Raw genomic sequence first — 23,563 nt, 5'->3', positions numbered from 1 at the left:
CGGGGCGGCAGTAGGCGGCGAGGGTGCCCGTCGGCGGCGGTGTGTGATGGCCGACGGTCACCATGCACGGGACATACGCCGCGCTCCCGCGGTCCATCACGGATCGGCGGTGCAGGGCGTCCACGTCGACAGCAACGCCGACGTAACGCAGTCCTGCCTGTCCGTGCGACGGCGCCAACGCTTTTTGTCCCGGCCGACAGAAGGATCGTTGGAGTGGGTCATATTTGACCCGGCGCCTGCGTGTCACATTCCCGGAGAAGCACCGTTCTCCGGCGTCATCGTTTACTCGTCGGGTCCCTTCCACGTCGCCACGCTCTAGGATTAGGAACCGTTAGGCGACGCGTCCTCGGCGACGTATTGGGCGGGTCGCTGAACGGTTAAGCGGTGCTCGCGCACGCTGATCACGCCTCCACTGGCGAGTAGTCGATCGACCACACGCGGATCGCTCATGATTGCGATACCTCGGGCCGTTCGTCCGGCTCGTTTCGACAATTGCACGTATACGACTTTGCCATGCCGACCGAGGGAGTTCTCGAGATCCTTCTCGGTGATGTCGCGGGGAATGTGGTGGATGACGATCCTCCCTGAGGGAGGTGTGGTAAGCGGGTTCGCGATGACAAATCGCTTGATGCCGCCTTTGCTTTTTCCGGTTGCGCGCGCCCTCGAAGTAGCCTGGTCTGCGCGCAAAGTCTCGAGGAGGAGACCATTGCGTCGCAGGAATGTGACCTCGCGATCGTAGGTATCGCGATCGTGAGTATTGATCGCCTCGTAGATGTCCTCTGGGGACAGTTCATGCCCCCCGATTCCGGCGACAACAATACGCTGCTGCAACTGCGAAAGATGCCATTCGTCGAAAAGCCGCAGCCATGCAGACTGCTGCTCAGTGAATACAGACCGGTGAAACAGCGTTACGGAGAAGGTTGTTGCCGCGTTCGTCAGTTCGGGCTGTCGGAGAGCGTTTTCCTCCATAAGTCGGAAGATGCGACGCATTCCTTCGCCAAGTTCCTGCACGTAGCCAGCCTCGCGCAGACATTTCGCCACGAGAGAGTTCCTGGATTCGTGTACGCCGTTGAGTCGCGTTAGGTCTTCCACGCGAACTGTCGACAGTAGACGGCCCGGACTGCTGATCTCCATCCGATCGTCGTAGACGAATACATCAACGCTGTTGTGAATGGTGTAATCACGGTGCGTGATGGCGTTGATCAATGCCTCGCGACAGGCCAATTCAGGATAAAGGTAACGTTGCTGGAATCGGGCGTCCGACCCGAGCGTGGCTGATTGGCTCAGGAACGGGCGCAGGGCCTCCCAGGCTGACGCTTGCAGCGTTAGGAGATTGCCGGTGACCGTCTCTTGGGAAAGTACGTTATAGTCGACGCCCTGCTTTAGTTCGTGACCCATCACTCTGAGTATCCGCACCTGGGACCGCGGGTGCCATTCGAGAATGTCGCGCGCGAACAACAGGAGCGCTGCTCGCCGAAGACGTAGGCCGCCCGCAGCGTACTCGGCCAAGCCGAGTTGCTGAAGGTACAACTCCGGGGTCATCCCGGGGATGTAGCGCGCGGCCATGCCGCGCAAGAGATCGAGGTCAAGGCTTGATACCTCGGCTCCGTCTACGAACTCCGAGTCGAATGTTCTCGACGCCCGCTCGCGCTGCTCGAAGAGCAACGTCTCGGCATGTATCGGGACCGTCTGAAGCCCGTCACGCTTGACCGTGCGACCGTCTATGGTCTGGAAGATGCGGCCGGAGCCCTTCGATACGCTGAATAGAAGTACGTGTTCTGACCCGATTTGTATCAAGGACTTATGCTGCAGACCTAGGTGCTCGCCATTCATGACATGGGTAATCGGTGCATTGAGGAGCGCCTGCACTTGCTCAGCGGTGTGGGGAACTCCCGTAATCCTTCCGTCATCCTCCACGCCCACAAGCAAGTCGCCGCCGTCAGCATTGGCGAAAGCGACCAATGTCCTGGCGATATCCGTGCATATGTCCGTTACCTTGCGCGGCCGGTGGTCCCCCGGCGTCTGATTGAAGGCAGACTTGAACTCCCGGAAGTGTCCTTCGCCCAATGAGATCGCGTTGGTGACCCTGGTCATGAGCAGGAGAAGATCGGTCATCGTGGCCCCCGTCAGTGTGCGTGTCCAGGGAGCAGTATGCCGCGAAGTGTCGTGAGGTTGGGCGAATCTCTGTCCCGACAGGCCGGGGTGCGGCGCGTGGTCATCGACGGGGCGAGCCCTTGCGGCGCGCGCTGTCTCACGATCGCCGCGAGGGCGGTGTCGCCACTGACTCTGCGCCGCGGCCATGGTCCGCCGCTACGGCACCTGGCGCCGCATCGCAATGCCCTTGGCCGCGTTGCTCCGGAAGTCCCTCGCACTTATGTGCTCCGCTCAGAGCGCGTGGCTCAGGCTGCCAACGTGAGAGCAACCCCCGACAGGAAGCGCGGTTTGCGTGTGGCGCCTTGATGCGGAAATGCGCTCTGGCACAGAGGTGTTGAGCCGCCCTTGCCCTCTGAAGCGTCCACCGGCCGGCGCCCAAAGATCAAGAGGTGGTATGAGGAGGGGCGCGTGCCTGCACTTGCCGCGCGCATCCCGAGGTGTACCCGGGTGGCGCTCGGCCTCGAGAGATCGAGCGCCCGGTGTCGGCTGACCAGGCGTGGTCAGCGAGTGGTTAGCAGCGGGCGCGGAATCGGTGCATCAGAGGCCTCACAGCATGTGTTTCCTGCTGATCAGCGCGCTGGCTACTTCCTCGGGTCGAACTCCTAAAGCGGGTGTCGTCGTTGTTGCTGCGCGCGCGAGGGGCCTCGGGGTGGTGGGGGAGCGTTGGTGTCGCGCAGAGTGAGGGACGTCGCTAGGTCGACGTGGCGGGAGGCGGGGCGGTGTCGCTGGACATGGCGACGACCGTCTGCGCGGCCATGCGGCCCGTTCCGTCGAGGTGCTGGTGGACGGTGGTGTGGAGTGGGGTGATCCACGGTGCCTGCGGGGTGTCGTCGAAGCGGACCACGCGGAGGCGCTCCGAAACGGGGACGCCAAAGGTGCGGGCGGCCGCCAGGCCGCCGACAGCGATCTCGTCGTCGGCGGCCATGATGGCGGTCGGAGGCTCGGGGAGGGCCAGGAGGTCGCGGCCGTAGAGTCCGCCGGAGGCGACGTCGAAAGAGCCCGTGCGCATGAGCGACGCGTCCGCCTAAAGATGCGCGGCGTAGAGAGCCGCTCGGTAGCCGTAGAGGCGGTCACGGGCGGCGATGGAGGCCTCGGGGCCGCCGATCCAGCCGAGGCGGCGGTGGCCCAGGCCGATGAGGTGGTCGGTGGCGGCGCGGGCGCCGGCCCAGTTGCTCAAGCACACGCTGACCATGCGGCGGTGGTGCGTGTCGACGGGGTCGATCATGACGAACGGCAGGTCGGCGTCAGCGGCGGCGTCGAGCAGCGCGTCCGGCGCTGACAGCGTCAGGCCGACGATGCCGATGACGCCGGAGTCGGCCTGGTCGGACACCCATGCGTGCGCGGTGGTGCGCTGCCGACGACCCTGCTTGTCCGGTGCCAGGCGCGTGATGAGGTCCAGGCCCGCCTCCATGGCGGCGGCGAGCAGGCCCTGGAAGACGTCAGGATAATGGCGAGGCCGGGATGTCGAAGACGACGGCCACCGCCCGCCGCGCCGACTCCGGGCTCGGCTGCGTCGAGGAGCGGTAGCCCAGGGACGCTACCGCGGCCAGGACACGCTCCCGCATGCTGGCTGCCACGTCCTGGCGCTCATAAAGGGTTTTCGACATTGTCGCCGTCGACACCCTCGCCGCTCCCGCGACGTCGGCGAGCGTCGACCGCCCGTCTGCCGCCCGTCCGGCCACAGCGTGTCCTCGTTGCGAAGCTAGTTGGTGCTCGGCCGGCCGGCCTCCGCAGTCCTCCGGTCGCACGTTCGTGCAGTCGGGTTGCCGGCCGTGTCGCCGCCTGCGCAGCCTGAGCCTCGGCTCGTCGTGCGCTGTGTCCGAGCAGTGCTCCGCCCGGTCCGCCGGGTGCCCGTCCTGTGGGCGCGGGCCGGGGCAGGCGTCCGCGCCTGCGGAGAGGCCGACGAGGCGGTCGGTCGAGGAGGAACGCATGAGGAGATCCACCCGCCTGATCGGTGCGGCGACGGTGCTGCCGGTCGCGCTGGCAGGCCTGGGCCTGGTCGCGCTGCCCGCCGCGGCGGCGCGCCCGACGCCGGCGGTCGCACCCGTCCTGGCTGCGGCCGCGGCGGTCGCGGACGGCACCGGTGCGACGCCCGTGCCGCAGGTGAGCCTGCTGCCGCGCACGGCGACGTCGTACCCGTTCGGCGCCGCCGACCACCAGCTCGTCCCGCAGGACCTGTCCCGCGACGGGTACGTCGAGGAGGAGTTCCTCGTCAGCGGCACGGCCAACGTCTACACGTGGCCGACCGAGGGGCCGGCGCAGGTGCGCACCCCCGACGCGCCGTACACCACGCGCGCGCTGGTCCGGCGTCCCGCGAAGGGCCAGCACTTCAGCGGCAACGTCGTCGTCGAGATGCTGAACCCCTCCAACCTGTTCGACCTCAACATCGGCTGGGCGGTGGCGCACCGGCAGATGGTCGCCAACGGCGACGCCTGGGTCGGCATCACGGCCAAGCCCGTCTCGGTCGAGGCGCTCCAGAAGTTCGACCCGCAGCGGTACGCCGCGCTGTCCTTCGCCAACCCGCTCCCGCTCGACGACCCCGCGAACTGCGCCGTCGTCGCCCCGGACACGCGCACCACCGAGCGCGGCCTCGCGTGGGACATCTACAGCCAGGTCGGCACGTGGCTGAAGAGCGACGACCCGAGCAACCCGTTGCGCTACCGCTCGACGACGAGCCAGGTCGAGCACGCCTACGGCTTCGGCTACTCGCAGACCGGCGGCTACCTCGTCGACTACATCAACGCCATCCACCCGCGGGTCGTCGCGACCGACGGTGCGCCGGTGTACGACGCCTACCTCGTCGCGGTGGCCGGCGGTGCCTTCGCCGGCGCCTACCCGCTCAACCAGTGCGAGCCGGCGCCCGCGCCGACCGACCCGCGGCGGCAGATCGCGGACGTCGGCGTGCCGGTGATCCGCATGATGTCCCAGTCGGACTACCTGGCGGGCATCGGGTCTCGTCGGGCCGACAGCGACGAGCCGGGCGACCGGTACCGCCACTACGAGATGGCCGGCGCCGGGCACGCGACGCCCGACGAGCTGTACTACTCCGCCGAGCCGGACGACATCCTGGCCGCCGGCCAGCCCGTCCCGCCGCTGCGGTGCACCGAGGGCGAGCGCAGCCGCTTCCCCAGCGCGATCTTCTTCGACGCCGCGCTGCGCAACCTCGACCTGTGGGTGCGCGAGGGGATCGCGCCGCCCCGGGCCGAGCCGATCCTCGTGCGCGACGGCGCGCCGGTGCTCGACGAGTTCGGCAACGTCCAGGGCGGGCTGCGCTCGCCGTACCTCGACGTGCCGACGAGCACGTGGTTCGGCACCGCGACGGGGGCCTCGTTCTGCCGGATCGCCGGGTACGAGGTGAAGTTCAGCGCTGCGCAGCTGCGCGACCTGTACGGCACCAGGGGCGGCTACATCAGCGAGGTCCGGGCCAGCATCACCGAGCTGGTGAAGGACCAGTGGCTGACGAAGGACGACGCCCGGTGGCTGACGAAGCAGGCGACGCGGGTGGAGATCCGTCGCTGATCAGCGCCACCTCGGGTGCATAAGGGGGCCGGCGATGCGCCGGCCCCCTTCGTGCGCACGCTGCTGCATCAGCCCACCAGGCGCTCCTTCGTCATCGTCAGCCGGACGGTGCCGTCGGTGACGCCTGCGATCTCGTCGTTCCCCGAGGCCGCGGTCCGAGCCCTCCCTTTTTGACAGAATCAGCGAATGATGAGGAATTGCTGGCGCTGCCTGTGCGGCCCGTGAGACGGTGGGGGTGCGCAGCAGCGCAAGGTCGACGGAGACCCGGCGAGTACCTAACTGTCGAGGCGCGAGCGATCGGTTCCCGGCCTGACGAACGATTCCCGGGGGCCCACATGCGCAAGCGTCTGTCCATCCTTTCCCTCGTCGGCGCGCTCGCCGTGACGCTGGTCGCCGGACCTGCGGTCGCCGCCGGCACCGTGGTCGTCAACGAGACCAACCTCGGCGTCGACTGGCACAGCGCGGACACCCGCCTGGGCGGGACGAGGGCGTTCACCACGGTAGGCGGTCGCTCCGCCCTGCAGATGGTCACCGACGAGACCAACGCCGCGAAGGTGCAGACCTTCACCAGCATCTACGACGGCAGGACGCTCAACGACATCACGTCGCTGAGCTACACCACGTGGCGCGACGGCTCCAGCACCGGCTTCGTCGCGGGGAGCGTGGCGCTGAACCTGGTGGTGGACACCGACGGCAACGCCTCGGGCGACACCTACCTGGTGTACGAGCCGTACCTCGACAAGGGCAACGACGCCGTGCGGACCAACACCTGGCAGACGTGGGACGCCATTGCCGGTGGCAGCGGCACGTGGTGGATCAACACCGGCGCGGGCGGGTGCGGAGCGTCCGCGGGCTGCACCTGGAACCAGGTGAAGGCGATCATCGGCAACGCCCCGCTGACCCCCGAGACGGCGAAGGGCTTCAAGGGCAGCCTCGGGCTCAACCTCGGCTCGTACAACCCCGGGCTGGTCACGGCCGTCGACACGCTCGAGGTGAACGGCACCACCTACGACTTCGCGCCGCGTGTGTTCTCGAAGGCCGATTGCACCAAGGGCGGTTGGGCGACCAACTTCCCCGCGGACATGTTCATCAACCAGGGCGATTGCGTGAGCTACTTCGCCTCGAACGGCAAGACCCACAAGTAGGTCGCACCGGACGTCCTCGTCGCTTGACCGTTGCCATCGGCGACCGACGGCCCCGCGCTCCCTCAGAGGGCGCGCAGGGCCGTCGGTACCGTGCGGGGTCTTCAGCTCAGCGCCGGCATAGGCGCCGCACCCCGGTGGGTCTTCGAGGCGTGGCCGATCGCCGGTGCGCTGGTCGGGCTCGTCGTGTGGTCGGTCGTGAGCGCGAAGGTCCGCGCGCTGCGGTCGGGCGGGCCGCCGCCGTCGGACGCGGGAGCACGGGCCGCCCGACGATGAGGGCCAGCCGAGGACCGGTCGCTTACGCCAGCTTCGCCGCTCGGGCGCAGCGGCCGGCCAGGTCCGCGAAGGCGCCTGCCAGCTCGGGCGGGGCTAGCACCTCCACGTCGACGTCGTACCGCAGCAGCGACGCCGCCAGCGCGGGCCAGGACCAGGACCCGACGAGCAGCCGGCACCGGTCGTCGTCCAGCGGCTCGACGACCCCGTCCTCGACGAAGGGCGCCACGGCCGCCGCCGGTGCGTGCAGGACCACCTCGCCCCGGCACGGCCAGCCGCCGTCGCGACCGGGCTCGTCGGCGCCGCGGAACGACGCCGCGACGAAGGCCGCCGGGTCGCCGCCAGGCACCGGCCGCGGGACGAAGCGCGGGCCGACCGGGACGCGCGGGCGCATCCGGTCGAGCCGGAACGTCCGCCAGGCGTCGGCGTCGAGGTCCCAGCACAGCAGGTAGAGGCGCCCGGCACGGGCGAGCACGTGGTGCGGCTCCACCCGACGAGGAGGTCGCGGCTCGCGGACGTCGGGATCCTCGTCGACCGGGGAGGTGCCGTAGCCGAAGCGCAGGACCTGACGGTCCCGGGCGGCGGCCGCGACCGCGAGCAGCACGGCCGGGTCCACGGCGGCGCCCGCGCCGCCCGGCGGGGTCATCGCGGTGACGTGCACGGCGTCGACCTGCGCCCGCAGCCGGGCCGGGAGCACCTGGCGCACCGTGGCGAGCGCCCGGACGGCGGCGTCGGAGGTGTCCGCGCCGCCGACCGTCACCCTCTGCAGCGCGACCGCCAGGGCGACGGCCTGCTCGTCGTTGAACAGGAGCGGCGGCACGTGCGCGCCGGCCTCCAGCCGGTAGCCGCCGTCCGGTCCCGTGGTCGCCCGTACGGGGTACCCGAGCTCGCGGAGGCGGTCCACGTCCCGGCGGACCGTGCGGGCGGAGACCTCGAGGCGCTCGGCCAGCACGGCGCCGGGCCAGTCGCGCCGCGCCTGCAGCAGCGACAGCAGGGCCAGCAGCCGTCCGGGTGTTCCGCTCACGGGTCCGATCCTGCCGCCCCTGGAGGACAGAACCTGTCCGCAACGGCGACGAATGTGGTGCTGCACCGGCGGACAGACCGCCGGTGGCAGAGGAGGACTCCATGAGCGTCACCACCACCACGCACCTGAACTTCCGCGGCCAGGCCCGCGCGGCGCTGGACCACTACGCGGCCGTCGTCGGGGGCGAGGTGCTCGCGTTCACCTTCGCCCAGGCGGGCGACGAGACCGACGCCGCCGACGGCGCTGTGCCCGAGGAGCTCAAGTGGGGCCAGGTGACCGCGCCCTCGGGCTTCGCGGTCATGGCCTACGACGTGCCGCCGGGCCGCGGGTTCGACCGCGGCCAGGACCCCGTCTTCGTCTCCGTGCGGGGCGACGACCCCGAGGAGGTCACCCGCCTCTTCGCCGGGCTGGCCGACGGCGGCACCGTGCGGACCCCGCTCGCGCCGGCCGGGTACGCCCCGCTCTACGGCATGGTCACCGACCGCTTCGGCATCACGTGGGTGCTGGACGTCGTGGCGCCGTTCGGCGCGTGACCCACCCTGCCGGGCCGCGAGGAGGGGCGCGGCCCGGCGGGTCAGGCGCGGTCGTGGACGGTGACCGCGTAGCCGTCGGGATCGGCGAACGTGAAGGTCCGCCCGAAGGGTCCGTCGACCGCCGGGGCGAGGACCTCGACGCCCGCGGCGACGAGCGCGTCGTGCAGGCCCTGCGCGTCGTCGGCCTGCAGCCACAGCGCCACGCCGAGGCCGGGGCGCGGACCGGCGTCGAGGTCGACCCCCGGCAGCGGGTGGCGCACGGCGAAGGCGATCGGCGACGTGGCGAACACGACCGCGTGCGGCGGGCTGACGGGAGCGCGGCGCAGGCCCAGGTGCTGCTCGTAGAAGGCGGCCGACGCCTCGACGTCGCGCACCTGCAGGGCGAGGAAGTCGGGTCCGGTGACGGTGGGCATGGCGGTCTCCCTGTCGATCGGGGCGTGATGTGTGTCAGAAAACTGACATCGTGCCGGTATGTCAGACTCCTGACATGTCGCAACCCCGCGTGCAGCTCGACACGTCGATCGGGTACGCCCTCAAGCAGGCGGCCGCCGCCCTGCGTGCCGCGATGGACGCGGCCCTGCGCCCGCTCGACCTGTCGGTGTCGCAGTACTCCTGCCTCGAGCTGCTCGGGCAACGGCCCGGCCTGTCGGCCTCGGACCTGGCCCGCGGCACGTTCCTCACCCGCCAGTCGATGCAGACCCTGCTGGCGGGTCTCGTCGAGCGCGGGCTGCTCGAACGGGCCGCCACCGCGGCTGAGGGGCGCGCCCTGCCGATCCGGCTGACCGAGGAGGGTGCCCGGCTGCTCGCCGAGGCCAGCGCCGCGGTCGCCGCGGTCGAGGGCGCCATGGTCGCCGACCTGACGCCCACGGGACGGCGGCGCTTGCACGACGACCTCGTCGGGCTGGCGACGGCGCTCGCGGGACGCCCGTCCTGACAGGGGGAGAACGTCGGGTGAACGCTCGGCGAGGAGGCGCTGCCCGAGGTCGGTGGGCACCACCGGGCGGGCACACTCGCCGCGTGCCCTCGATCAGCCGCCGTCTGCCCCGGCCCCTCGCCCTCGCCGTCGTCGCGATCGCGGCGCTGCCGCTGATGACCGGGTGCGTGCGGGACATCCCCACCGCGGACAAGGTCGCGGAAGCCTGTGCGCTCGCGGCCGACGACTCCTGGGACGGCGTGCCCGCGCTCGACGAGGAGGTGCTGGCCGCCCGCGCGGAGCAGGTGCGCACCGCCGCGGACCTCGCGGCACGAGCGGCGGCCGACGACGACCAGCACACCGACCTCGCCGCGGCTCTGGCCGAGGAGACCCGCGCGTGGGAGGACGCCGCCGGCCAGGACGCCGCGCCGGACCCGGGAGCAGCCGAGACGCTGCACGACCGGGTGGTCCAGCTCTGCGACGCCGGTACCGCGGGCTGACGTCGCGCGGGTCCCGTCGACGTCACAGCACGGCCCTGCGCTGGCTCGCGTCCCCGGCGGTCGTGGTGCTCGAGGCGGCCCTGCGCACCGGGCTCGAGGACCGCGCCCTGCAGGGCGTCCCGTCGGCGCCGGCGTCGTCGGGCTGGTTGCGGCGAGCGGAGCCGCTCGCCGAGCCGGTGGGGGACGTCGTCGTCGCCGACGTGGTGATCAGGGGCGGCGTGCAGAGGCCGCGGCGCGGGGCGGTCGACGGCGTCGGGGGCGGCTGAGCACGAGCCCGCCGCTGAGCCGATGCGGTGAACGAGCCCCAGGACTCTGGCCAGGCACGGTGCCGGCGGTCGAGCATGGTGACGGCCCCTGCCTCCCGACGGACCCTCGCCCGAGTACGGGACGGGCCCGATCTCCGGGTCACGGGCGCCGGGAGGCGCCGACGAGAGGACTCCCATGACCATCGACGCCGCCGGTGTCCGCGCCGCCCGTTTCGCCGCGACGAAGTTCCGCGAGGGCTACGACCAGGACGAGGTCGACGAGCTCCTGGACCGTGCCGCCGCCGCGCTGGACGTGGTCGCCGCCGGCGGGGTGCCGGACCTGACCGCCGACGAGGTGCTGAGCGCGAAGTTCCAGGCGACGAAGTTCCGCGAGGGATACGACCAGGACGAGGTCGACGACTTCCTCGACCGGGTCGTCGCGGCCCTGCGGGTCGTCGACGGCCACGTGTCCGATGAGGAGGCCCCGGCGCCCCTCGTCGCGGCGCAGCTGCGGGTGGAGCTCGCGCGGCTGCGGCCCCGACGTATGCGCCCGGGCTACGCGCCCGACGAGGTGACCGACCTGCTGGAGAAGGCCGCCTTCGCCCTGGAGTCGCAGACGCGCGGGTTCCGGCCCTCGCCGACCGCCGACGAGCTCGCGGCTGCCGGCACGCGGTTCACCGTGACGCCGTGGTGGGCGCCGGGCCTCGACCGGACCACCGTCGACGGCCTGGTCGAGCGAGCTGCGCAGGCCCTGCACCCATCGGCACCGACGGCGCCGTAGCCACGGACGCGCCGGCTCGGGGTCCGCGTCGACAGGTCGCTGCCCGGTCTGCGCGGCTCAGCGACGCCGGGCGGTCAGCGTGAAGGTGGCCGGGAGGCGCTCGGGGCGGTCACGGAGGCGGTACTCGCCCGACGCCTCGTCGAGGGTCATGAGGCCGGGGAGGGCGTCCCACGGCGCGCTGTCGTGCTCGACGAGCGACGTCAGCTCCAGGCCCGCGCCGAGGACGGCGGTCACGATCTCGCCCAGCCCGTGGTTCCACTCCATCGACCGCGGCTGCTCGACGTGGTCGGTGCCGGCGTAGCTGTGCTCGTCGGACCAGACGAGGGGCTCCGTCTGCTCGAAGTAGGGCAGCTCGAGCGCGGGCGTCGGCGTGCCCGGGCCGCTGATCCACGGCTGCTGGGCGCGGTCGGGGTGCTCGTCGCCCACGGTCAGACCCACGCTCGACAGGAGGACGGGGTGGCCGTCGCGGATGAAGAGCCGGCCCGCCGGCCGCAGCAGAGCGGCCACGGTCCGGGCCCAGCGCTCGATGCTCGGCAACCAGCACAGCGCGCCGATGCCGGTGTAGACGAGGTCGAACTGCCGCCCGCCCAACGCCTCGGGCGCCGCGTAGACGTCGGACTGCACGTAGGCGATGTCGGCGCCGGCGCGACGGGCGAGCGCGCGTGCCTCGTCGAGCGAGCCGCCGGACAGGTCAACCCCGGTCATGCGTGCGCCGAGGCGGGCGAGGCTGAGCGTGTCGGTGCCGAGGTGGCACTGCAGGTGCACGCCGTCCAGGCCGGCCACGTCCCCGAGGCGCGGGAGGTCGAAGGTGACGACGTCCGACACCGCCGTCGGGTCGCCCAGCAGCCGGTCGATGCCGTAGCCGCGGACGTGGACCCGGGCGCGGGCGTCCCAGTTGGTGCGGTTGACGTCGAGGTAGTCGGGAGCCGTGTCGCTCATGGCGGACATCCTGCCCGCGCTGCCGCCGTCCCCGGTGCCGGCCGTGCCGCTGCTCCGCGGGGTGCTCGCGCCGGTAGCCATCGGGGCCGTGACGTGGCTGCGGCGGCTGAGGGTGACGCACGCCCTCGAGCGGACCAGCGCCGCGGTGCTCATGGCCTTCGAGCTGCGACGGTCGTGAAGGCCCGCTGATCGCTTCGCCCGACGGTGCCGCCTCGTCCCGGGGCGGGTGAGATGTCGGTTTCACCCTCGTCCGGGTCACCCGTTCGTGTCACGGCTGGTTAGCCTCGCCGGTGGGGGCAGCGTCGACGACGAGGCCGATGACCTGCGGGGGGACACCATGAACGTGCTCAGGACTGCGCTGACCGTCGGGGCCACGGCGGCGCTGCTCGTGTCGGCCGCGGTGGCGCCGGCGGTGGCCGGGCCGAAGGCGCCCGGGCCCAAGGCGACCGGGGTCCAGACCGGCTTCCACAGCGGCAAGCCGATCAAGGGCCTCGAGCAGCGGCTCGACGAGTGGGGGATCCCCGAGGGCGTGCTCTCCGTGCAGGTCGTCTGCCCGAAGGGCACCACCGAGCAGTACGCGGTGCGTGCCAGGGCTGCTCGGTACGACAACTACGGCCGCTACGCCGACAACCCGGGTCAGCCGGTCACGTGCACCGGGCGCCCACAGGTGGTGCAGGTCGACGTGTGGGGCGACTACTGGGGCAACCCCTGCCGCATGCTGCCCGGCATCTACCCGGCGGAGGCCCAGCTGGTGCGCGTCCTGCCCGACGGCGAGCGGTGGGAGAACTGGCAGGTGCTGGCCTCGACGAGGACGGCGCTGCCGATCGACACCGCGGGGCCGGGACTGGCCTGCGACGAGATGGGGTGATCGGATGGGCGGCGTGACGCCTCTCGATGTCGCCTGGCAGGACCCGCGCGAGCAGGTCGAGGTGACCGTGCTGCTGGCCAACGGCCGGCTCGCGCCGCGGTCCTTCGTCTCCCGTGCCGAGGCGGAGGCGTGGGCGCGGCCCGACGAGGGCGAGCAGGTCGTCGAGATCAACGCCACCTGCGCCTGCGACCGCTGACGGCCGCGCGCCGGCCGCCGGGGGCGGCGGGTCAGCCGGCGGCGGCGCCCGGTCGTGTCGCCCTGCCGTCGAGCCACAGCTCCGTGCTCTCGTCGCGGTGGGCGCCGGACGTCCCGACGTGGGTGTCCGGGATGGTCGCGCCCTGGGACAGCACGCGCCAGAACGCCATCGCGTGGCCGCGCCCGAGGCCGTAGTCGTCCTTGAACCACGCGACGACGTCGGCGGCCTTCGTCGTCGGCTGGTCGAAGCCCTTGCCGGCCGCGACGGCGAGCAGCGCGCGCGGCGTCATGCCGGTGCGGTCCTCGATGGTGTCGAGGTAGGCCTGGAACGACATGGTGCTCCTCGGGGTCGCGGGCGGTGCTCGTCGGGCCCGCCGATCCTGGCAGGTGCCGTTGGTCGGTTGCGAGGACCGGTGCCTGCACCCTGTCGCCTGGCCGGCCGCACGGGCACGCTTGCCGTCATGGACGCCCGCGAGGATCGACGCCCCCGACCGGTCGCCCCGCGCGGGCGCGTGCTGCGGACGGTCCTGGGAGCCGCGCTGCTGCTCGTCGCGGGGGTCACCTCGGCGCCCGCGGCGGCGGCCGCAGGCCCGGACATGCCGCCGGGCCCGGGCTCGGTCACCGGGGTGCTGCAGTACGAGTCCGGGGAGCCGCTGCCCGGGAAGGCCGTCGGGCTGGTCTGGGAGTGCGAGCCCCTGGACGCCTGCGGTGCGGTGACGGTCACCACCGATTCCACCGGTCGGTTCACCGTGCCGGACCTCCCGCTCGGCCGGTACACCCTCAGCTCCGTCTTCGGTTTTTGGGACGACGTCTCGAGGGACGTCTTCGACGCGCGTCGCCTCGAGCTCACGCCGGACGCCCCGGTGCTCGACCTCGGCGCGTGGTCGGTGCCCTTCATCGGCGAGATGAGCGGCACCGTGCGCGACCCGCTGGGTGGACCTGTGCCCGACGTGCCGATGTGGACCTCGTGCGGCCTCATCCATGGCAGCACCGACGAGACGGGCGCGTTCTGGCTGCCGGGCGGCCTGCCCGAGCAGGGGGTGGCCGACTGCGAGCTGTACCTCTCCACGGCGCCGATGACGACCACCTGGCCCTTCACGCTGGAGGACGACGGCCTGATCGTCGTGGACCCGACCCTCGACGCGGTACGGCTGGCCGGCACCCTGTACGCGTCCGACGGCGGGCGCTACACGGCGGGGGACGCCTACGTCGACGTGCTGGCGGCCGACGGGCAGCGCCTGTTCGACCTCGCGATCGGTCCGGACGGTTCGTGGCGGAGCCCGCTCGTCGTCCCGGGGACGTACCGGCTGGCCTTCTTCCGTTCCTCCCCCGGCCTGCAGCGCGAGGAGCTGACGGTGTACGGCGGCGGGACGAGCGTGGCGACGGCGTCCGACGTGGTGGTCGCCGCCGGCGGCCCGTACCGCACGATCGACGCGCTGGACGCACGCGTGGGGGCGGCGGTCGGGGAGCCGGCCGTGGTCCCCGCGCCGCCGCCCACCCCGACGCCGGTACCGGACGCGAGCCCGACGACGCCGCCCGCGGCTCCGGTCGCGCCCGCCCCTGCGGCGGTGAGCGCGCCCACGCGGCCGTCGTCGGCGGCCGTCGTCGTCGCCCGCCCTGCGCGGACCGAGCTCGCCGACAGCGGGACGACCGCCGGCGGCGGCGTGCTGCTGGCCCTGGCGCTGCTGGCGTTCGGCGTCGTCCTGCGCCGGGTCGCGCGCCGCGGCGACTGGTCGTCGAGCTGACGGCCGTCGGCACAGCGCTCCCGACGACGAGCCGCCCGTCCGGAGCTCGCGACCGGGGCTCCGACCGGCGGTGACGCGCCAGGCGCGACATGCTGGGGGCGTCCGAGCTGTCACCGGCCGAAGGAGACCGCCGTGCCCGACCTGACCGCCCTCGTCGAGAGCCACCTCCAGTCCGCGCGCGCCTCGACGCACCGGCGCAGCACGGAGCTCGTCGTGCACGACGGCGTCCTGCGGCAGACCGTCATCGCGCTGGCCGCCGGCGCCGAGCTGGGGGAGCACAACGCGCCGCCCGCCGCGTCCGTGCAGGTGCTGCACGGCCGCGTGCGCGTCACCGGGCAGGGCGACGAGGAGCTCGCGCAGGGGCGGCTCGTCACGCTCGCGCACGAGCGGCACGCGGTCGTCGCCCTGGAGGACGCCGTCTTCCTGCTCACGACTGTCACGAGCGTCGACGACCGTGACGGCGGTCCGGGGGAGACGCGGGGTCTGTCGGCCTGAGGGGCGCCGGCGTCAGCGCGGCGCGGGGTCGCGCAGGACGCCGTGCGGCCCGACGAAGTGCCGGCCGGCGCCGAGGTGGTCGACGAGCAGGTGCTCCAGCCGCGTGCGCGGGACGAACTCCGGGCCGAGCACCTCCTCCGGGCTGCGCTGCACGGTGAAGCGCGTGACGGACCGGTCCTCGGCGGTGAAGCCCGCGGCGTCGACGGGGGCGTCGTCGGGCACCGGCTCGGCGTCGAAGCGGGCGGCGAAGCGGACGATGTTGCTCGTCGGGCCGAGGGCGGTGAACGTCGGGTCGAGGAGCCAGGACGTGACGACGAACCGCTCGTCGCCCAGGAGGTCCCTCGCCCACGCCAGCGAGCGGTCGACCTCCGCCGGCAGCAGCGGCCCGGTCTGCGGGACGTGCACCGGGCGCTCGCCGTCGACGGCCACCCGTTCGACCTGCAGCCGCCCGAGCGCGACGACGTCGGCGCGCAGCAACCCGAGGAGCCAGGAGGGCGGCACGTCGTCGTCGTGCACCGCGACCTTGCGGCCCACGTCGGACAGCGTCGCGCGCGCCACGTCGGCCGGCAGGCCGAGCGAGCGGAACCGCTCGAGCGCGTCCGGCACGAGCGCGACGAGCGCCGGCACCAGCGTGCGGGCCCGGGGGAGCCCGGCCGGGTCCGGCGGGCCGTCGGTGGTGAGGGCCTCGCGCAGCCGCTCGACGAGCGCGGGGTCGGCCGGCGCGGCCGCCCAGGGGACGCCGGCGACGCCCAGCACCGCCGCCCCGTCGGTCGGGGGCCCGTCCTCGGTGACGTCGCTGCTCATGGGCGCGACCCTCTCATGCCGCCGCGTAGCCGTCGGGGCAGACTGCTCCCGCACGGGCGCACCTGCCCGACGACGAGCCGGGAGGCAGCACGATGACGACACCCCACCCCGGCGGTCCGGGCTGGCTGCGACCGCTCGGCACCACGGGCGTCCAGGTCTCCGCGGTGACGGACGAGGGCGCCGTGCCGTGCACGGCGCCCTCACCTGCGAGTTGACACGTGCGGCATCGGTAAGGTTAGCCTCACCTCGCCTGGACGGCGACCACGGGTGAGCGCTTCCCCGGCAGGTTCGCGTCCCGACCCCGTCGCGCCCGCACGGCGCCCCGAGAAGGAGCACGCATGCCCCGCCGCACCTCGTCCCTGACCCTCGGCGCCGTCGCCGGCACCCTCGCGCTGGCCCTCGCCGGCTGCTCGAGCAGCGCCGTCCCGACGGCCGGGGGGACGACGAGCGCCACCGCCACCGCGAGCACGGTCCAGGTCGAGGACAACACGGGGACGCAGACGGTCACCGTGCCGCCGTCGCGGGTGGTCGCCACCGACAACCGGCTCTTCGAGACCCTCGCGGACTGGGGCGTCGAGCTCGCCGCGGCCCCGGTCGACCTCATCCCGACGACGATCGCGTACCGCACCGACGCGTCCGTGGTGAACCTCGGGACCCACAACGAGCCGGACCTCGAGGCGGTCGTCGCCGCGCAGCCCGACCTCGTCCTCAACGGTCAGCGCTTCCAGCAGTACGGCGCCGACCTGGCGACGCTGGTGCCCGACGCGGCGATCGTCGACACCACGCCCCGCGACGGCGAGCCCCTCGACGCCGAGCTCAAGCGCCAGGTCGAGGTGCTCGGTCAGATCTTCGACCGCGAGGACGACGCGCAGGCGCTCGTCGACGAGTTCGACGCCGCGGTGGCCCGCGTGAAGGCCGCCTACGACCCCGCGACGACCGTCATGTCGGTCATCACCTCCGGCGGCGAGATCAACTACGCCGCCCCGGGGTCCGGCCGCACGCTCGGCCCGGTCTACGACATCCTCGGCCTGACGCCCGCGATCGAGGCCGACGGCAGCACCGACCACGAGGGCGACGACATCTCCGTCGAGGCCATCGCCGCCTCCGACCCCGGGCTGATCCTCGTCATGGACCGCGACGCGGCGACGAGCGCGAGCACGGAGGGCGCGTACGTCCCGGCCGACGAGCTGCTCGCCGGCTCGGCCGCCCTGCAGGGCGTCACGGCCGTCCGCGAGGGCCGGATCGTGTACATGCCGCAGGACACCTACACGAACGAGGGCATCCAGACCTACACCGAGTTCTTCGAGTCGGTCGCGGACGCCCTCGAGCAGGCGTGACGTCGGCGGCCCTCGCCGGCTCGGCGTCGACGGGTGCGACGACCGGCGAGACGACCGGCGGCCCGACCGGCGCGACGACCGGCGGGAACGTGTCCCGCCGGTCGTCCCGGTCGCGCCTGGTGACCGTGCCGTTCGTCGCGGCCGTCGTCGGCACGGCCGCGCTCGTCGTCGCCTCCCTGTTCGTCGGGGTCTTTGACGTGCTGGGGGCCGACGACGGCTGGCGCATGTTCCTCGTGACGCGGGTCCCGCGGACGGTCACGCTCGTGCTGGCCGGCGCCGTCATGGCGATGTCGGGGCTCGTCATGCAGCAGCTCACGCAGAACCGCTTCGTCGAGCCGACGACGACGGGCACCACCGAGTGGGCCGGGCTCGGGATGCTCGCGGTGATGGTCGTCGCCCCGGGGGCGCCGCTGCTGCTGAAGATGGTCGCAGCCGTGCTCGCGGCCTTCGTCGGGACGCTCGTGTTCTTCGCGTTCCTGCAGCGCGTGGCGCTGCGTTCGTCGGTGGTGGTGCCGATCGTGGGGCTCATGCTCGGCGCCGTCGTCGGGGCGGTCTCCACCTACGTCGCCCTGTCGACGAACCTGCTGCAGAGCATGGGCGCGTGGTTCCTCGGCTCCTTCACCTCGGTGATCCAGGGCCAGTACGAGCCGATCTGGGCCGTGGTCGTCGTGGTCGTCGCCGTGGCGGTCGCCGCCGACCGCTTCACCGTCGCCGGTCTCGGGCGCGACGTGTCGACGGGTCTCGGCCTCGACCACCGCCGTGTGGTCCTGCTCGGCACGGTCCTCATCGCGGCGGCGACCGGCATCGTCACCGTCGTCGTCGGGAACCTGCCGTACCTGGGGCTCGTCGTGCCGAACGTGGTGTCGATGGCCCGCGGCGACGACCTGCGCTCGAACCTGCCCTGGGTCGCCGTGGTCGGCGTCGCGCTCGTGACGGCGGCCGACCTGCTCGGGCGCGTCGTCGTCATGCCGTTCGAGATCCCCGTCGCGACGATCCTGTCGGTCGTGGGCGGCGTCGTGTTCCTCGCCCTCCTGCTCCGGCAGCGCCGTCGTGGCTGAGGCGCTGCGCCCGGCACGCCCGCCCGTCGGCGTATCCGGGGCCGACGAGCGTCGCTCCGGCGCGCTGCCGACGACCCGGGACCGCCGCCGCTACGTCGTGCTCGTCGGCGCGCTGGCGGTCGCCGCCGTGCTCGTCGCCGCCGCGATGGTCGGCTGGGACAACCCGATGCCGGTCGGCAGCGAGGGCTTCTGGCGCATCGCCGAGCTCCGGGTGACGAGCCTCGTCGTCGTCGTGGTCGTGGCCTTCTGCCAGGCCCTGGGGACCGTGGCGTTCCAGACCGTGACGGCCAACCGCATCCTCACGCCGTCGATCATGGGCTTCGAGGCGCTGTACCGGCTGGTGCAGACCGCGGCGGTGTCCGTCCTCGGCGTGGCCGGGCTGGCGCTGGTGCAGGGCGTCGGGCAGTACGTGCTGCAGGTGGTGCTCATGGTCGCCTTCGCCGGGCTTCTCTACGGCTGGCTGTTCACGGGGCGGCTGGCGAACCTGCACGTCATGCTGCTCGTCGGCATCGTCCTGGGAGGCGGGATGGGCGCCCTGGCGTCCTACCTGCAGCGGCTGCTGAGCCCGACGGAGTTCGACCTGCTGACGGCCCGGCTCATCGGGTCCGTGGCGAACGCCGACGCCACGTACCTCGGCGTCGCCGTGCCCCTGGCGGCTGCCGCCGGCGGGGTGCTGTGGTGGCGGGCGCGCGACCTCGACGTCCTCGCGCTCGGGCGGGACGTGGCCGTGGGCCTCGGGGTCGACCACCGGCGGCGCAGCCTCGTGGTGCTGCTGCTCGTGTCGGTGCTCATGGCGGTGTCGACGTCCCTCGTCGGGCCCATGACCTTCTTCGGCTTCCTCACCGCGATGATCGCCTACCAGGTCACCGGCACGTACGGGCACCGGCAGGTGCTGCCCGTCGCGTGGCTGGTCGGCGTCGTCGTGCTCGGCGGTGCGTACGTCGTGCTCAAGCACGTCTTCTACGCGGCCGGGTCCGTCGGCGTCCTCGTCGAGGTCGTCGGCGGCACGTTCTTCCTCGTCCACCTGCTGCGCAAGGGGCGCCTGTGATCACCCTGTCCTCGGTCACCAAGCGGTACGCCTCCGACGTCGCGATCGGTCCGGTCGACCTCGAGGTCCCGGCCGGCGGCATCACCGCGCTGATCGGGCCCAACGGCGCGGGCAAGTCGACGCTGCTGACCATCGTCGGGCGGCTGCTCGGCATGGACGCAGGCGCGGTGGAGATCGCCGGCCTCGACGTGGCGCGCACGCGCTCGGCCGACCTCGCCCGCGTCGTCGCGGTCCTGCGTCAGGAGAACCACCTCGTCACGCGGCTGACCGTCCGCCAGCTCGTCGGGTTCGGCCGTTTCCCCCACTCGCGCGGCCGGCTGACGGCGCACGACGAGGAGGTGGTCAGCCGGTCGGTCGACTTCCTCGACCTCGGCGCGCTCGAGGGCCGCTACCTCGACGAGCTGTCCGGCGGCCAGCGCCAGCGCGCCTACGTGGCGATGGTCCTGGCGCAGGACACGGAGGTCGTCCTGCTCGACGAGCCCCTCAACAACCTCGACATGGCGCACTCGGTGCAGATGATGCAGCTCCTGCGCCGCATGACGACCGAGCTCGGCCGCACGGTCGTCGTCGTCCTGCACGACGTGAACTTCGCGGGGCACTACGCCGACCACGTCGTCGCGCTCAAGGACGGCCTCGTCCGGTACACCGGGACGCCGGCGGAGGTCATCCGGGCCGAGGTCCTCACCGACGTCTTCGACACCCCGGTCGACGTGGTCGACGGCCCCCGCGGCCGCCTCGCCGTCTACTACTGAACGGCCGCGGCACCGACGGGACGACCGTCACGCGCATCCTCATCGAAGACCCGCCCACCGCTGCGTCGAACGGCTCGCGCGTCCTGCGCGGGCGCCGAGCGGGGTGGCGGACGCTACGCCGAGGTACCGCCCGACGTCCCCGGCCGTCGGCGTGTCGGGGCATCTCGACAGAGTTGTGCACGGCTCCGGCGTTCGCCCCACCCCGTGCCTGGCGACGGCACGAGAGCGGCTCGCGCACGCGACACCCCGTCGAGATGCCACGACACGCCGCGCGCAGCCGCCGGGACAGGCATCTCGGCGTAGTCCGGAGCACGAGGCCTGACGCCTGGCGCCGGCGGCGACCACGGCCCGACCCGGCTCGGTGCTGGGTGTCCCGCCCGGCCCGCGGGACGGGCGCTCCTCAGGACAGGACGCGTGCGAGCCAGCGGTGACGGGTGTCCCGCCCGGGCCGCCGGACGGGGGCTCCTCAGGACAGGACGCGTGCGAGCCAGCGGAGGCGGGCCCGGCGGGCGTCCCGGGAGACGGCCGCGTCCGGGACGAGCGCGTCGAAGCCGTGGAAGCCGCCCGGCCAGACGTGCAGCTCCGCCCGGCCGCCGGCCAGCCAGATGCGCTCGGCGTAGGCGACGACCTCGTCGCGGAAGGTCTCCGCGGAGCCGACGTCGAGGAAGGCCGGCGGCAGCCCCGTGAGGTCGGTCGCGCGTGCCGGGGCGGCGTGGGCCGGGACGTCCTCGCCGCCGTACCGGTCGCCGAGGTAGGCCCGCCACGCGGTCGCGTTGGCGTCGGCGTCCCAGGCCCCGGCGCCGCGCATCTGCTCGGCGGAGGGCGAGCCGTCACGGTCGTCGAGCATGGGGCACACGAGGAGCTGGCCGAGCAGCGGCGGGCCGCCGCGGTCCCGGGCCAGGAGGGCGGTCGCGGCGGCCAGGCCGCCGCCGGCGCTGATGCCCCCCACGACGAGCCTCGTCGGGTCGAGGCCCAGTCCCGGCGCCGCGTCGGCCAGCCACACCAGACCGGCGTACGCGTCCTCGACCGCCGCCGGGAACGGGTGCTCCGGCGCGAGGCGGTAGTCGACCGAGGCCACGGCGCACCCGGCGCGGGCGGCGAGCTGCGCGGCGACGGCGAGGTCGTCGTAGGCGGAGCCGGTGACCAGGCCGCCCCCGTGCAGGTGGTACAGGCAGGGCGCGGCCGTCGGGGCGTCGACGGGCCGCAGCAGCACGAGCCGCACGTCCGGTCCGCGAGCGGCCCCGGGCACCACGTGCACGCTGCTCGTCCAGGTCCCGTCCTCGAGCAGCGGCGCGAGCGCGTCCGCCGTGGCCGAGCGCCGCCGCAGCCCGGGGATCTCCTCGGCCGTCAGCGTCGTGACGACCTCGTCCCGCCGGGCGAGCAGGACCGCCTCGAGCTCGGGGTCGAACGGGGGCCGCGGCAGCCGGGAGAGCCCGGCGGGCGCGGTCATCCCTTGACCGAGCCCTGCAGCAGCGCCGTGACGAACCGGCGCTGGAAGGCGAGGAAGATCAGCAGCGTCGGCGTGGATGAGCAGCGAACCGGCGCACAGCAGCGGGATGTCGGTGCCCCACTGGCCCTGGAACGCGCCGAGCGCGCCGGCCATCGTGCGTTGCGACGGGTCGTCGACGAGCACCACGGCCAGCAGGAACTGGTTCCAGGTCCACAGGAACAGCAGGATCGCCAGCGACGACAGGGCCGGCGTCGACAGCGGGACGTGGATGCGCCAGAAGAGCTGCCAGGTGGTGGCGCCGTCGATGCGCGCCGCCTCGGAGATGTCCGGGGGCACGTTGACGAAGTGCGCCCGCATCCAGAAGACCGCGAACGGCATGAAGAGCCCGAGCAGCGGCAGGATGATGGCCCACCGGGTGTTGAGCAGCCCCAGGTCCCGCATCTGGTAGTAGAGCGGGATGATGATGCCCTCGAAGGGCAGGGTCAGGCCGAGGACGAACGCGATGAAGATGACGCGACCGCCCGGCGCCCGCAGGTGCCCGAGCGCGAAGCCCGCCAGCGTGGCGATGAGCAGGGCCAGCGGGACGACGCCGAGCTCGATGAGCACGCTGGAGACCAGCAGCCGGCCCATGTCGGCGGCCTCGAAGGCCCGCGCGAAGTTCGACCACTGCGGGCTCTCGGGCCACTCCAGCCCGCTCGGGTAGGTGCCCGCCGGGTGCAGGGCGGTGACGAAGAGGCTGACGAACGGCATGACGGTGACGGCCATGAGGACGACGAGCAGCAGGCGCCCGGTCCACAGCTCCCGCTGCGACACGATCATCGGTCACGCTCCCGGTTGACCCACTGCAGCGGCAGCACGACGAGCAGCACCAGCACCACCAGCGCCACCGCCAGGGCGGACGCCATGCCGATCTCGCGCTCGAAGAAGGCGAGGTAGTAGATCTCCAGGCCCGGCACGAGCGTGCTGTTGCCGGGTCCGCCCTGCGTCGCGATGTAGACGATGTCGAAGCTGGCCAGCGCGGCGATGATCGTCACCGTCAGGCACACGACGAGCTCCTGCCGCAGGCTCGGCAGCGTGATGGAGAAGAACTCCCGCACGGGCCCGGCGCCGTCGATCCGTGCCGCCTCGTAGAGGGACACGTCGATCTTCGTCATGCCCGCGAGCAGCAGCAGCATGCACAGGCCGAAGAGCACCCACGCGCCGATGACGCCGACGGCGGGCAGCGCGGTGCCGAAGTCGCCCAGCCAGGCGCGGGTCACCCCGTCGAGCCCGACGAGGCGCAGCGCCTGGTTGACGAGGCCGTTCGTGGACAGCTGCCAGCTCCACATGATGCCCGCGGCCACCAGCGGGATGATCTGCGGCAGGAACAGGACCGTGCGCGCGACCACCGCGAGCCGGCTCGTCGCGAACCCGCGGATCATGTTCGCCGTCAGCAGCCCGAGCGCCACCGGTACGAAGCTGAAGAACACGATGAGCTGGAAGGCGTTGACGATGGGGCCGGCGAGCTCAGGATCGGTGACGAGCGCGGTGTAGTTGCGCAGCCCGACCCAGGTCGAGGCCGTGACGCCGTCCCACTCGTAGAACGAGTACTGGACCGTGTACGCCAGGGGGCGCAGCACGAAGAGGACGTAGGCCAGTGCCGCCGGTGCCACGAGCGCCAGGGCCACCCCGCCCTCGCGCAGGCGCCGCGCCCGGCGGGCGCGGCGCCTGTCCTCGAGGGGGAGGGCGGCCGCGGAGGACCGCTCGCGGCGGCCGGCGGGGACGGGCCCCGTGAGCCGCTGTGCCACC

Annotated in this window: 26 protein-coding genes and 2 pseudogenes; 16 read left to right on the top strand and 12 right to left on the bottom strand. The window is 72.8% G+C overall.

Going from position 1 to position 23,563, the window contains the following annotated elements; genetic code table 11:
- Positions 1-321: 321 nt before the first annotated feature.
- From BM048_RS06545 to BM048_RS18925, 4 genes are all read right to left on the bottom strand, one after another.
- Positions 322-2,115, bottom strand: a complete 1,794-nt coding sequence (locus BM048_RS06545) for an ATP-binding protein (protein ID WP_175499346.1) — start codon at positions 2,113-2,115, stop codon at positions 322-324.
- A gap of 730 nt (positions 2,116-2,845) precedes the next feature.
- Entirely contained in the window at positions 2,846-3,079 is a 234-nt protein-coding gene (locus tag BM048_RS18685; RefSeq protein ID WP_239078883.1) for a substrate-binding domain-containing protein, read from the bottom strand.
- A gap of 99 nt (positions 3,080-3,178) precedes the next feature.
- A complete protein-coding gene (locus BM048_RS18680) occupies positions 3,179-3,565 on the bottom strand; it encodes a type 1 periplasmic-binding domain-containing protein (protein WP_239078882.1) in 387 nt (128 codons plus the stop codon).
- A gap of 28 nt (positions 3,566-3,593) precedes the next feature.
- Positions 3,594-4,085 carry a LacI family DNA-binding transcriptional regulator gene (locus BM048_RS18925; protein ID WP_275407346.1) on the bottom strand — a complete coding sequence of 164 codons (492 nt, stop codon included), beginning with the start codon at positions 4,083-4,085 and terminating at the stop codon, positions 3,594-3,596.
- On the opposite strand from BM048_RS18925, the gene BM048_RS06535 reads away from it, so the two are divergent.
- The gene (locus BM048_RS06535; RefSeq protein ID WP_139224339.1) at positions 4,084-5,673 is read left to right on the top strand and encodes an alpha/beta hydrolase domain-containing protein; all 1,590 of its coding nucleotides are present in this window, start codon (positions 4,084-4,086) and stop codon (positions 5,671-5,673) included. The two genes, BM048_RS18925 and BM048_RS06535, sit on opposite strands and share 2 nt — an antisense overlap.
- A gap of 335 nt (positions 5,674-6,008) precedes the next feature.
- Positions 6,009-6,818, top strand: a complete 810-nt coding sequence (locus tag BM048_RS06530; protein ID WP_090031643.1) for a hypothetical protein — start codon at positions 6,009-6,011, stop codon at positions 6,816-6,818.
- Positions 6,819-7,113: 295 nt separating this feature from the next.
- On the opposite strand, the gene BM048_RS06520 is transcribed toward BM048_RS06530, so the two are convergent.
- The gene (locus BM048_RS06520; protein WP_090031640.1) at positions 7,114-8,112 is read right to left on the bottom strand and encodes a helix-turn-helix transcriptional regulator; all 999 of its coding nucleotides are present in this window, start codon (positions 8,110-8,112) and stop codon (positions 7,114-7,116) included.
- Positions 8,113-8,213: 101 nt separating this feature from the next.
- On the opposite strand from BM048_RS06520, the gene BM048_RS06515 reads away from it, so the two are divergent.
- Positions 8,214-8,645, top strand: coding sequence for a VOC family protein (locus BM048_RS06515; protein ID WP_090031638.1), 432 nt, complete (start codon positions 8,214-8,216; stop codon positions 8,643-8,645).
- Between the two features lie 41 nt (positions 8,646-8,686).
- Here BM048_RS06515 and BM048_RS06510 read toward each other — a convergent pair whose 3' ends face one another.
- Positions 8,687-9,058 carry a VOC family protein gene (locus BM048_RS06510; RefSeq protein WP_090031636.1) on the bottom strand — a complete coding sequence of 124 codons (372 nt, stop codon included), beginning with the start codon at positions 9,056-9,058 and terminating at the stop codon, positions 8,687-8,689.
- 74 nt (positions 9,059-9,132) lie between these two features.
- On the opposite strand from BM048_RS06510, the gene BM048_RS06505 reads away from it, so the two are divergent.
- The 4 genes from BM048_RS06505 to BM048_RS19120 all read left to right on the top strand — a co-directional run bounded on the left by BM048_RS06505 (position 9,133) and on the right by BM048_RS19120 (position 11,084).
- Positions 9,133-9,579, top strand: a complete 447-nt coding sequence (locus BM048_RS06505) for a MarR family winged helix-turn-helix transcriptional regulator (protein WP_090031635.1) — start codon at positions 9,133-9,135, stop codon at positions 9,577-9,579.
- 83 nt (positions 9,580-9,662) lie between these two features.
- Positions 9,663-10,058 (top strand): hypothetical protein, encoded by a 396-nt coding sequence (locus tag BM048_RS06500; protein ID WP_090031633.1) that lies wholly within the window; start codon positions 9,663-9,665, stop codon positions 10,056-10,058.
- 62 nt (positions 10,059-10,120) lie between these two features.
- Positions 10,121-10,324, top strand: a complete 204-nt coding sequence (locus BM048_RS06495; protein WP_090031632.1) for a hypothetical protein — start codon at positions 10,121-10,123, stop codon at positions 10,322-10,324.
- 175 nt (positions 10,325-10,499) lie between these two features.
- Positions 10,500-11,084 (top strand): DivIVA domain-containing protein, encoded by a 585-nt coding sequence (locus tag BM048_RS19120; protein WP_090031630.1) that lies wholly within the window; start codon positions 10,500-10,502, stop codon positions 11,082-11,084.
- 57 nt (positions 11,085-11,141) lie between these two features.
- Here BM048_RS19120 and BM048_RS06485 read toward each other — a convergent pair whose 3' ends face one another.
- On the bottom strand, positions 11,142-12,023 hold the full coding sequence (locus tag BM048_RS06485; RefSeq protein WP_090031629.1) for a class I SAM-dependent methyltransferase: 882 nt from the start codon (positions 12,021-12,023) through the stop codon (positions 11,142-11,144).
- On the opposite strand from BM048_RS06485, the gene BM048_RS06480 reads away from it, so the two are divergent.
- The 3 genes from BM048_RS06480 (at position 12,013) to BM048_RS06470 (ending at position 13,087) form a co-directional block, all read left to right on the top strand.
- The gene (locus BM048_RS06480; RefSeq protein ID WP_139224338.1) at positions 12,013-12,201 is read left to right on the top strand and encodes a hypothetical protein; all 189 of its coding nucleotides are present in this window, start codon (positions 12,013-12,015) and stop codon (positions 12,199-12,201) included. The two genes, BM048_RS06485 and BM048_RS06480, sit on opposite strands and share 11 nt — an antisense overlap.
- Positions 12,202-12,360: 159 nt before the next feature.
- Entirely contained in the window at positions 12,361-12,891 is a 531-nt protein-coding gene (locus tag BM048_RS06475; protein WP_090031625.1) for a hypothetical protein, read from the top strand.
- 13 nt (positions 12,892-12,904) lie between these two features.
- Positions 12,905-13,087 (top strand): hypothetical protein, encoded by a 183-nt coding sequence (locus BM048_RS06470; protein ID WP_239078881.1) that lies wholly within the window; start codon positions 12,905-12,907, stop codon positions 13,085-13,087.
- 31 nt (positions 13,088-13,118) lie between these two features.
- Here BM048_RS06470 and BM048_RS06465 read toward each other — a convergent pair whose 3' ends face one another.
- Positions 13,119-13,421, bottom strand: coding sequence for a DUF4287 domain-containing protein (locus BM048_RS06465; RefSeq protein WP_090031622.1), 303 nt, complete (start codon positions 13,419-13,421; stop codon positions 13,119-13,121).
- Positions 13,422-13,547: 126 nt separating this feature from the next.
- Here BM048_RS06465 and BM048_RS06460 point away from each other — a divergent pair, with 126 nt between their 5' ends.
- Positions 13,548-14,831, top strand: coding sequence for a carboxypeptidase regulatory-like domain-containing protein (locus BM048_RS06460; protein WP_139224336.1), 1,284 nt, complete (start codon positions 13,548-13,550; stop codon positions 14,829-14,831).
- Between the two features lie 132 nt (positions 14,832-14,963).
- A complete protein-coding gene (locus BM048_RS06455; protein WP_090031619.1) occupies positions 14,964-15,326 on the top strand; it encodes a cupin domain-containing protein in 363 nt (120 codons plus the stop codon).
- Between the two features lie 12 nt (positions 15,327-15,338).
- On the opposite strand, the gene BM048_RS06450 is transcribed toward BM048_RS06455, so the two are convergent.
- Positions 15,339-16,130 (bottom strand): acyltransferase domain-containing protein, encoded by a 792-nt coding sequence (locus BM048_RS06450; RefSeq protein ID WP_090031617.1) that lies wholly within the window; start codon positions 16,128-16,130, stop codon positions 15,339-15,341.
- A gap of 338 nt (positions 16,131-16,468) precedes the next feature.
- Between BM048_RS06450 and BM048_RS06445 the strand changes: the two genes are divergently transcribed.
- The 4 genes from BM048_RS06445 (at position 16,469) to BM048_RS06430 (ending at position 20,325) form a co-directional block, all read left to right on the top strand.
- Entirely contained in the window at positions 16,469-17,467 is a 999-nt protein-coding gene (locus tag BM048_RS06445; RefSeq protein ID WP_090031616.1) for a siderophore ABC transporter substrate-binding protein, read from the top strand.
- A gap of 116 nt (positions 17,468-17,583) precedes the next feature.
- Positions 17,584-18,525, top strand: a complete 942-nt coding sequence (locus BM048_RS06440; protein WP_239078884.1) for an ABC transporter permease — start codon at positions 17,584-17,586, stop codon at positions 18,523-18,525.
- Positions 18,518-19,573 carry an iron chelate uptake ABC transporter family permease subunit gene (locus BM048_RS06435; RefSeq protein WP_203708885.1) on the top strand — a complete coding sequence of 352 codons (1,056 nt, stop codon included), beginning with the start codon at positions 18,518-18,520 and terminating at the stop codon, positions 19,571-19,573. The genes BM048_RS06440 and BM048_RS06435 overlap by 8 nt, the downstream gene beginning before the upstream one ends.
- Positions 19,570-20,325 carry an iron ABC transporter ATP-binding protein gene (locus BM048_RS06430; RefSeq protein ID WP_090031615.1) on the top strand — a complete coding sequence of 252 codons (756 nt, stop codon included), beginning with the start codon at positions 19,570-19,572 and terminating at the stop codon, positions 20,323-20,325. Before BM048_RS06435 ends, BM048_RS06430 begins: the two co-directional genes overlap by 4 nt.
- 466 nt (positions 20,326-20,791) lie before the next feature.
- Here the strand turns inward: BM048_RS06430 and BM048_RS06425 are convergent.
- The 3 genes and pseudogenes from BM048_RS06425 to BM048_RS06415 all read right to left on the bottom strand — a co-directional run.
- Positions 20,792-21,514: pseudogene (locus BM048_RS06425) on the bottom strand (alpha/beta hydrolase); the annotation flags it as partial.
- A 257-nt stretch (positions 21,515-21,771) separates the two neighbouring features.
- Positions 21,772-22,594 (bottom strand): annotated as a pseudogene (locus BM048_RS06420) (carbohydrate ABC transporter permease).
- On the bottom strand, positions 22,591-23,562 hold the full coding sequence (locus tag BM048_RS06415) for a carbohydrate ABC transporter permease (RefSeq protein WP_090031613.1): 972 nt from the start codon (positions 23,560-23,562) through the stop codon (positions 22,591-22,593). Before BM048_RS06415 ends, BM048_RS06420 begins: the two are co-directional and overlap by 4 nt.
- Between the last annotated feature and the right edge of the window lies 1 nt (position 23,563).

The organism is Cellulomonas marina (assembly GCF_900111925.1).
Classification (GTDB): Bacteria; Actinomycetota; Actinomycetes; order Actinomycetales; family Cellulomonadaceae; genus Cellulomonas; species Cellulomonas marina.
Note: the sequence above shows the minus strand (reverse complement) of the source record. Positions and strands in the feature narration are given on the sequence as shown.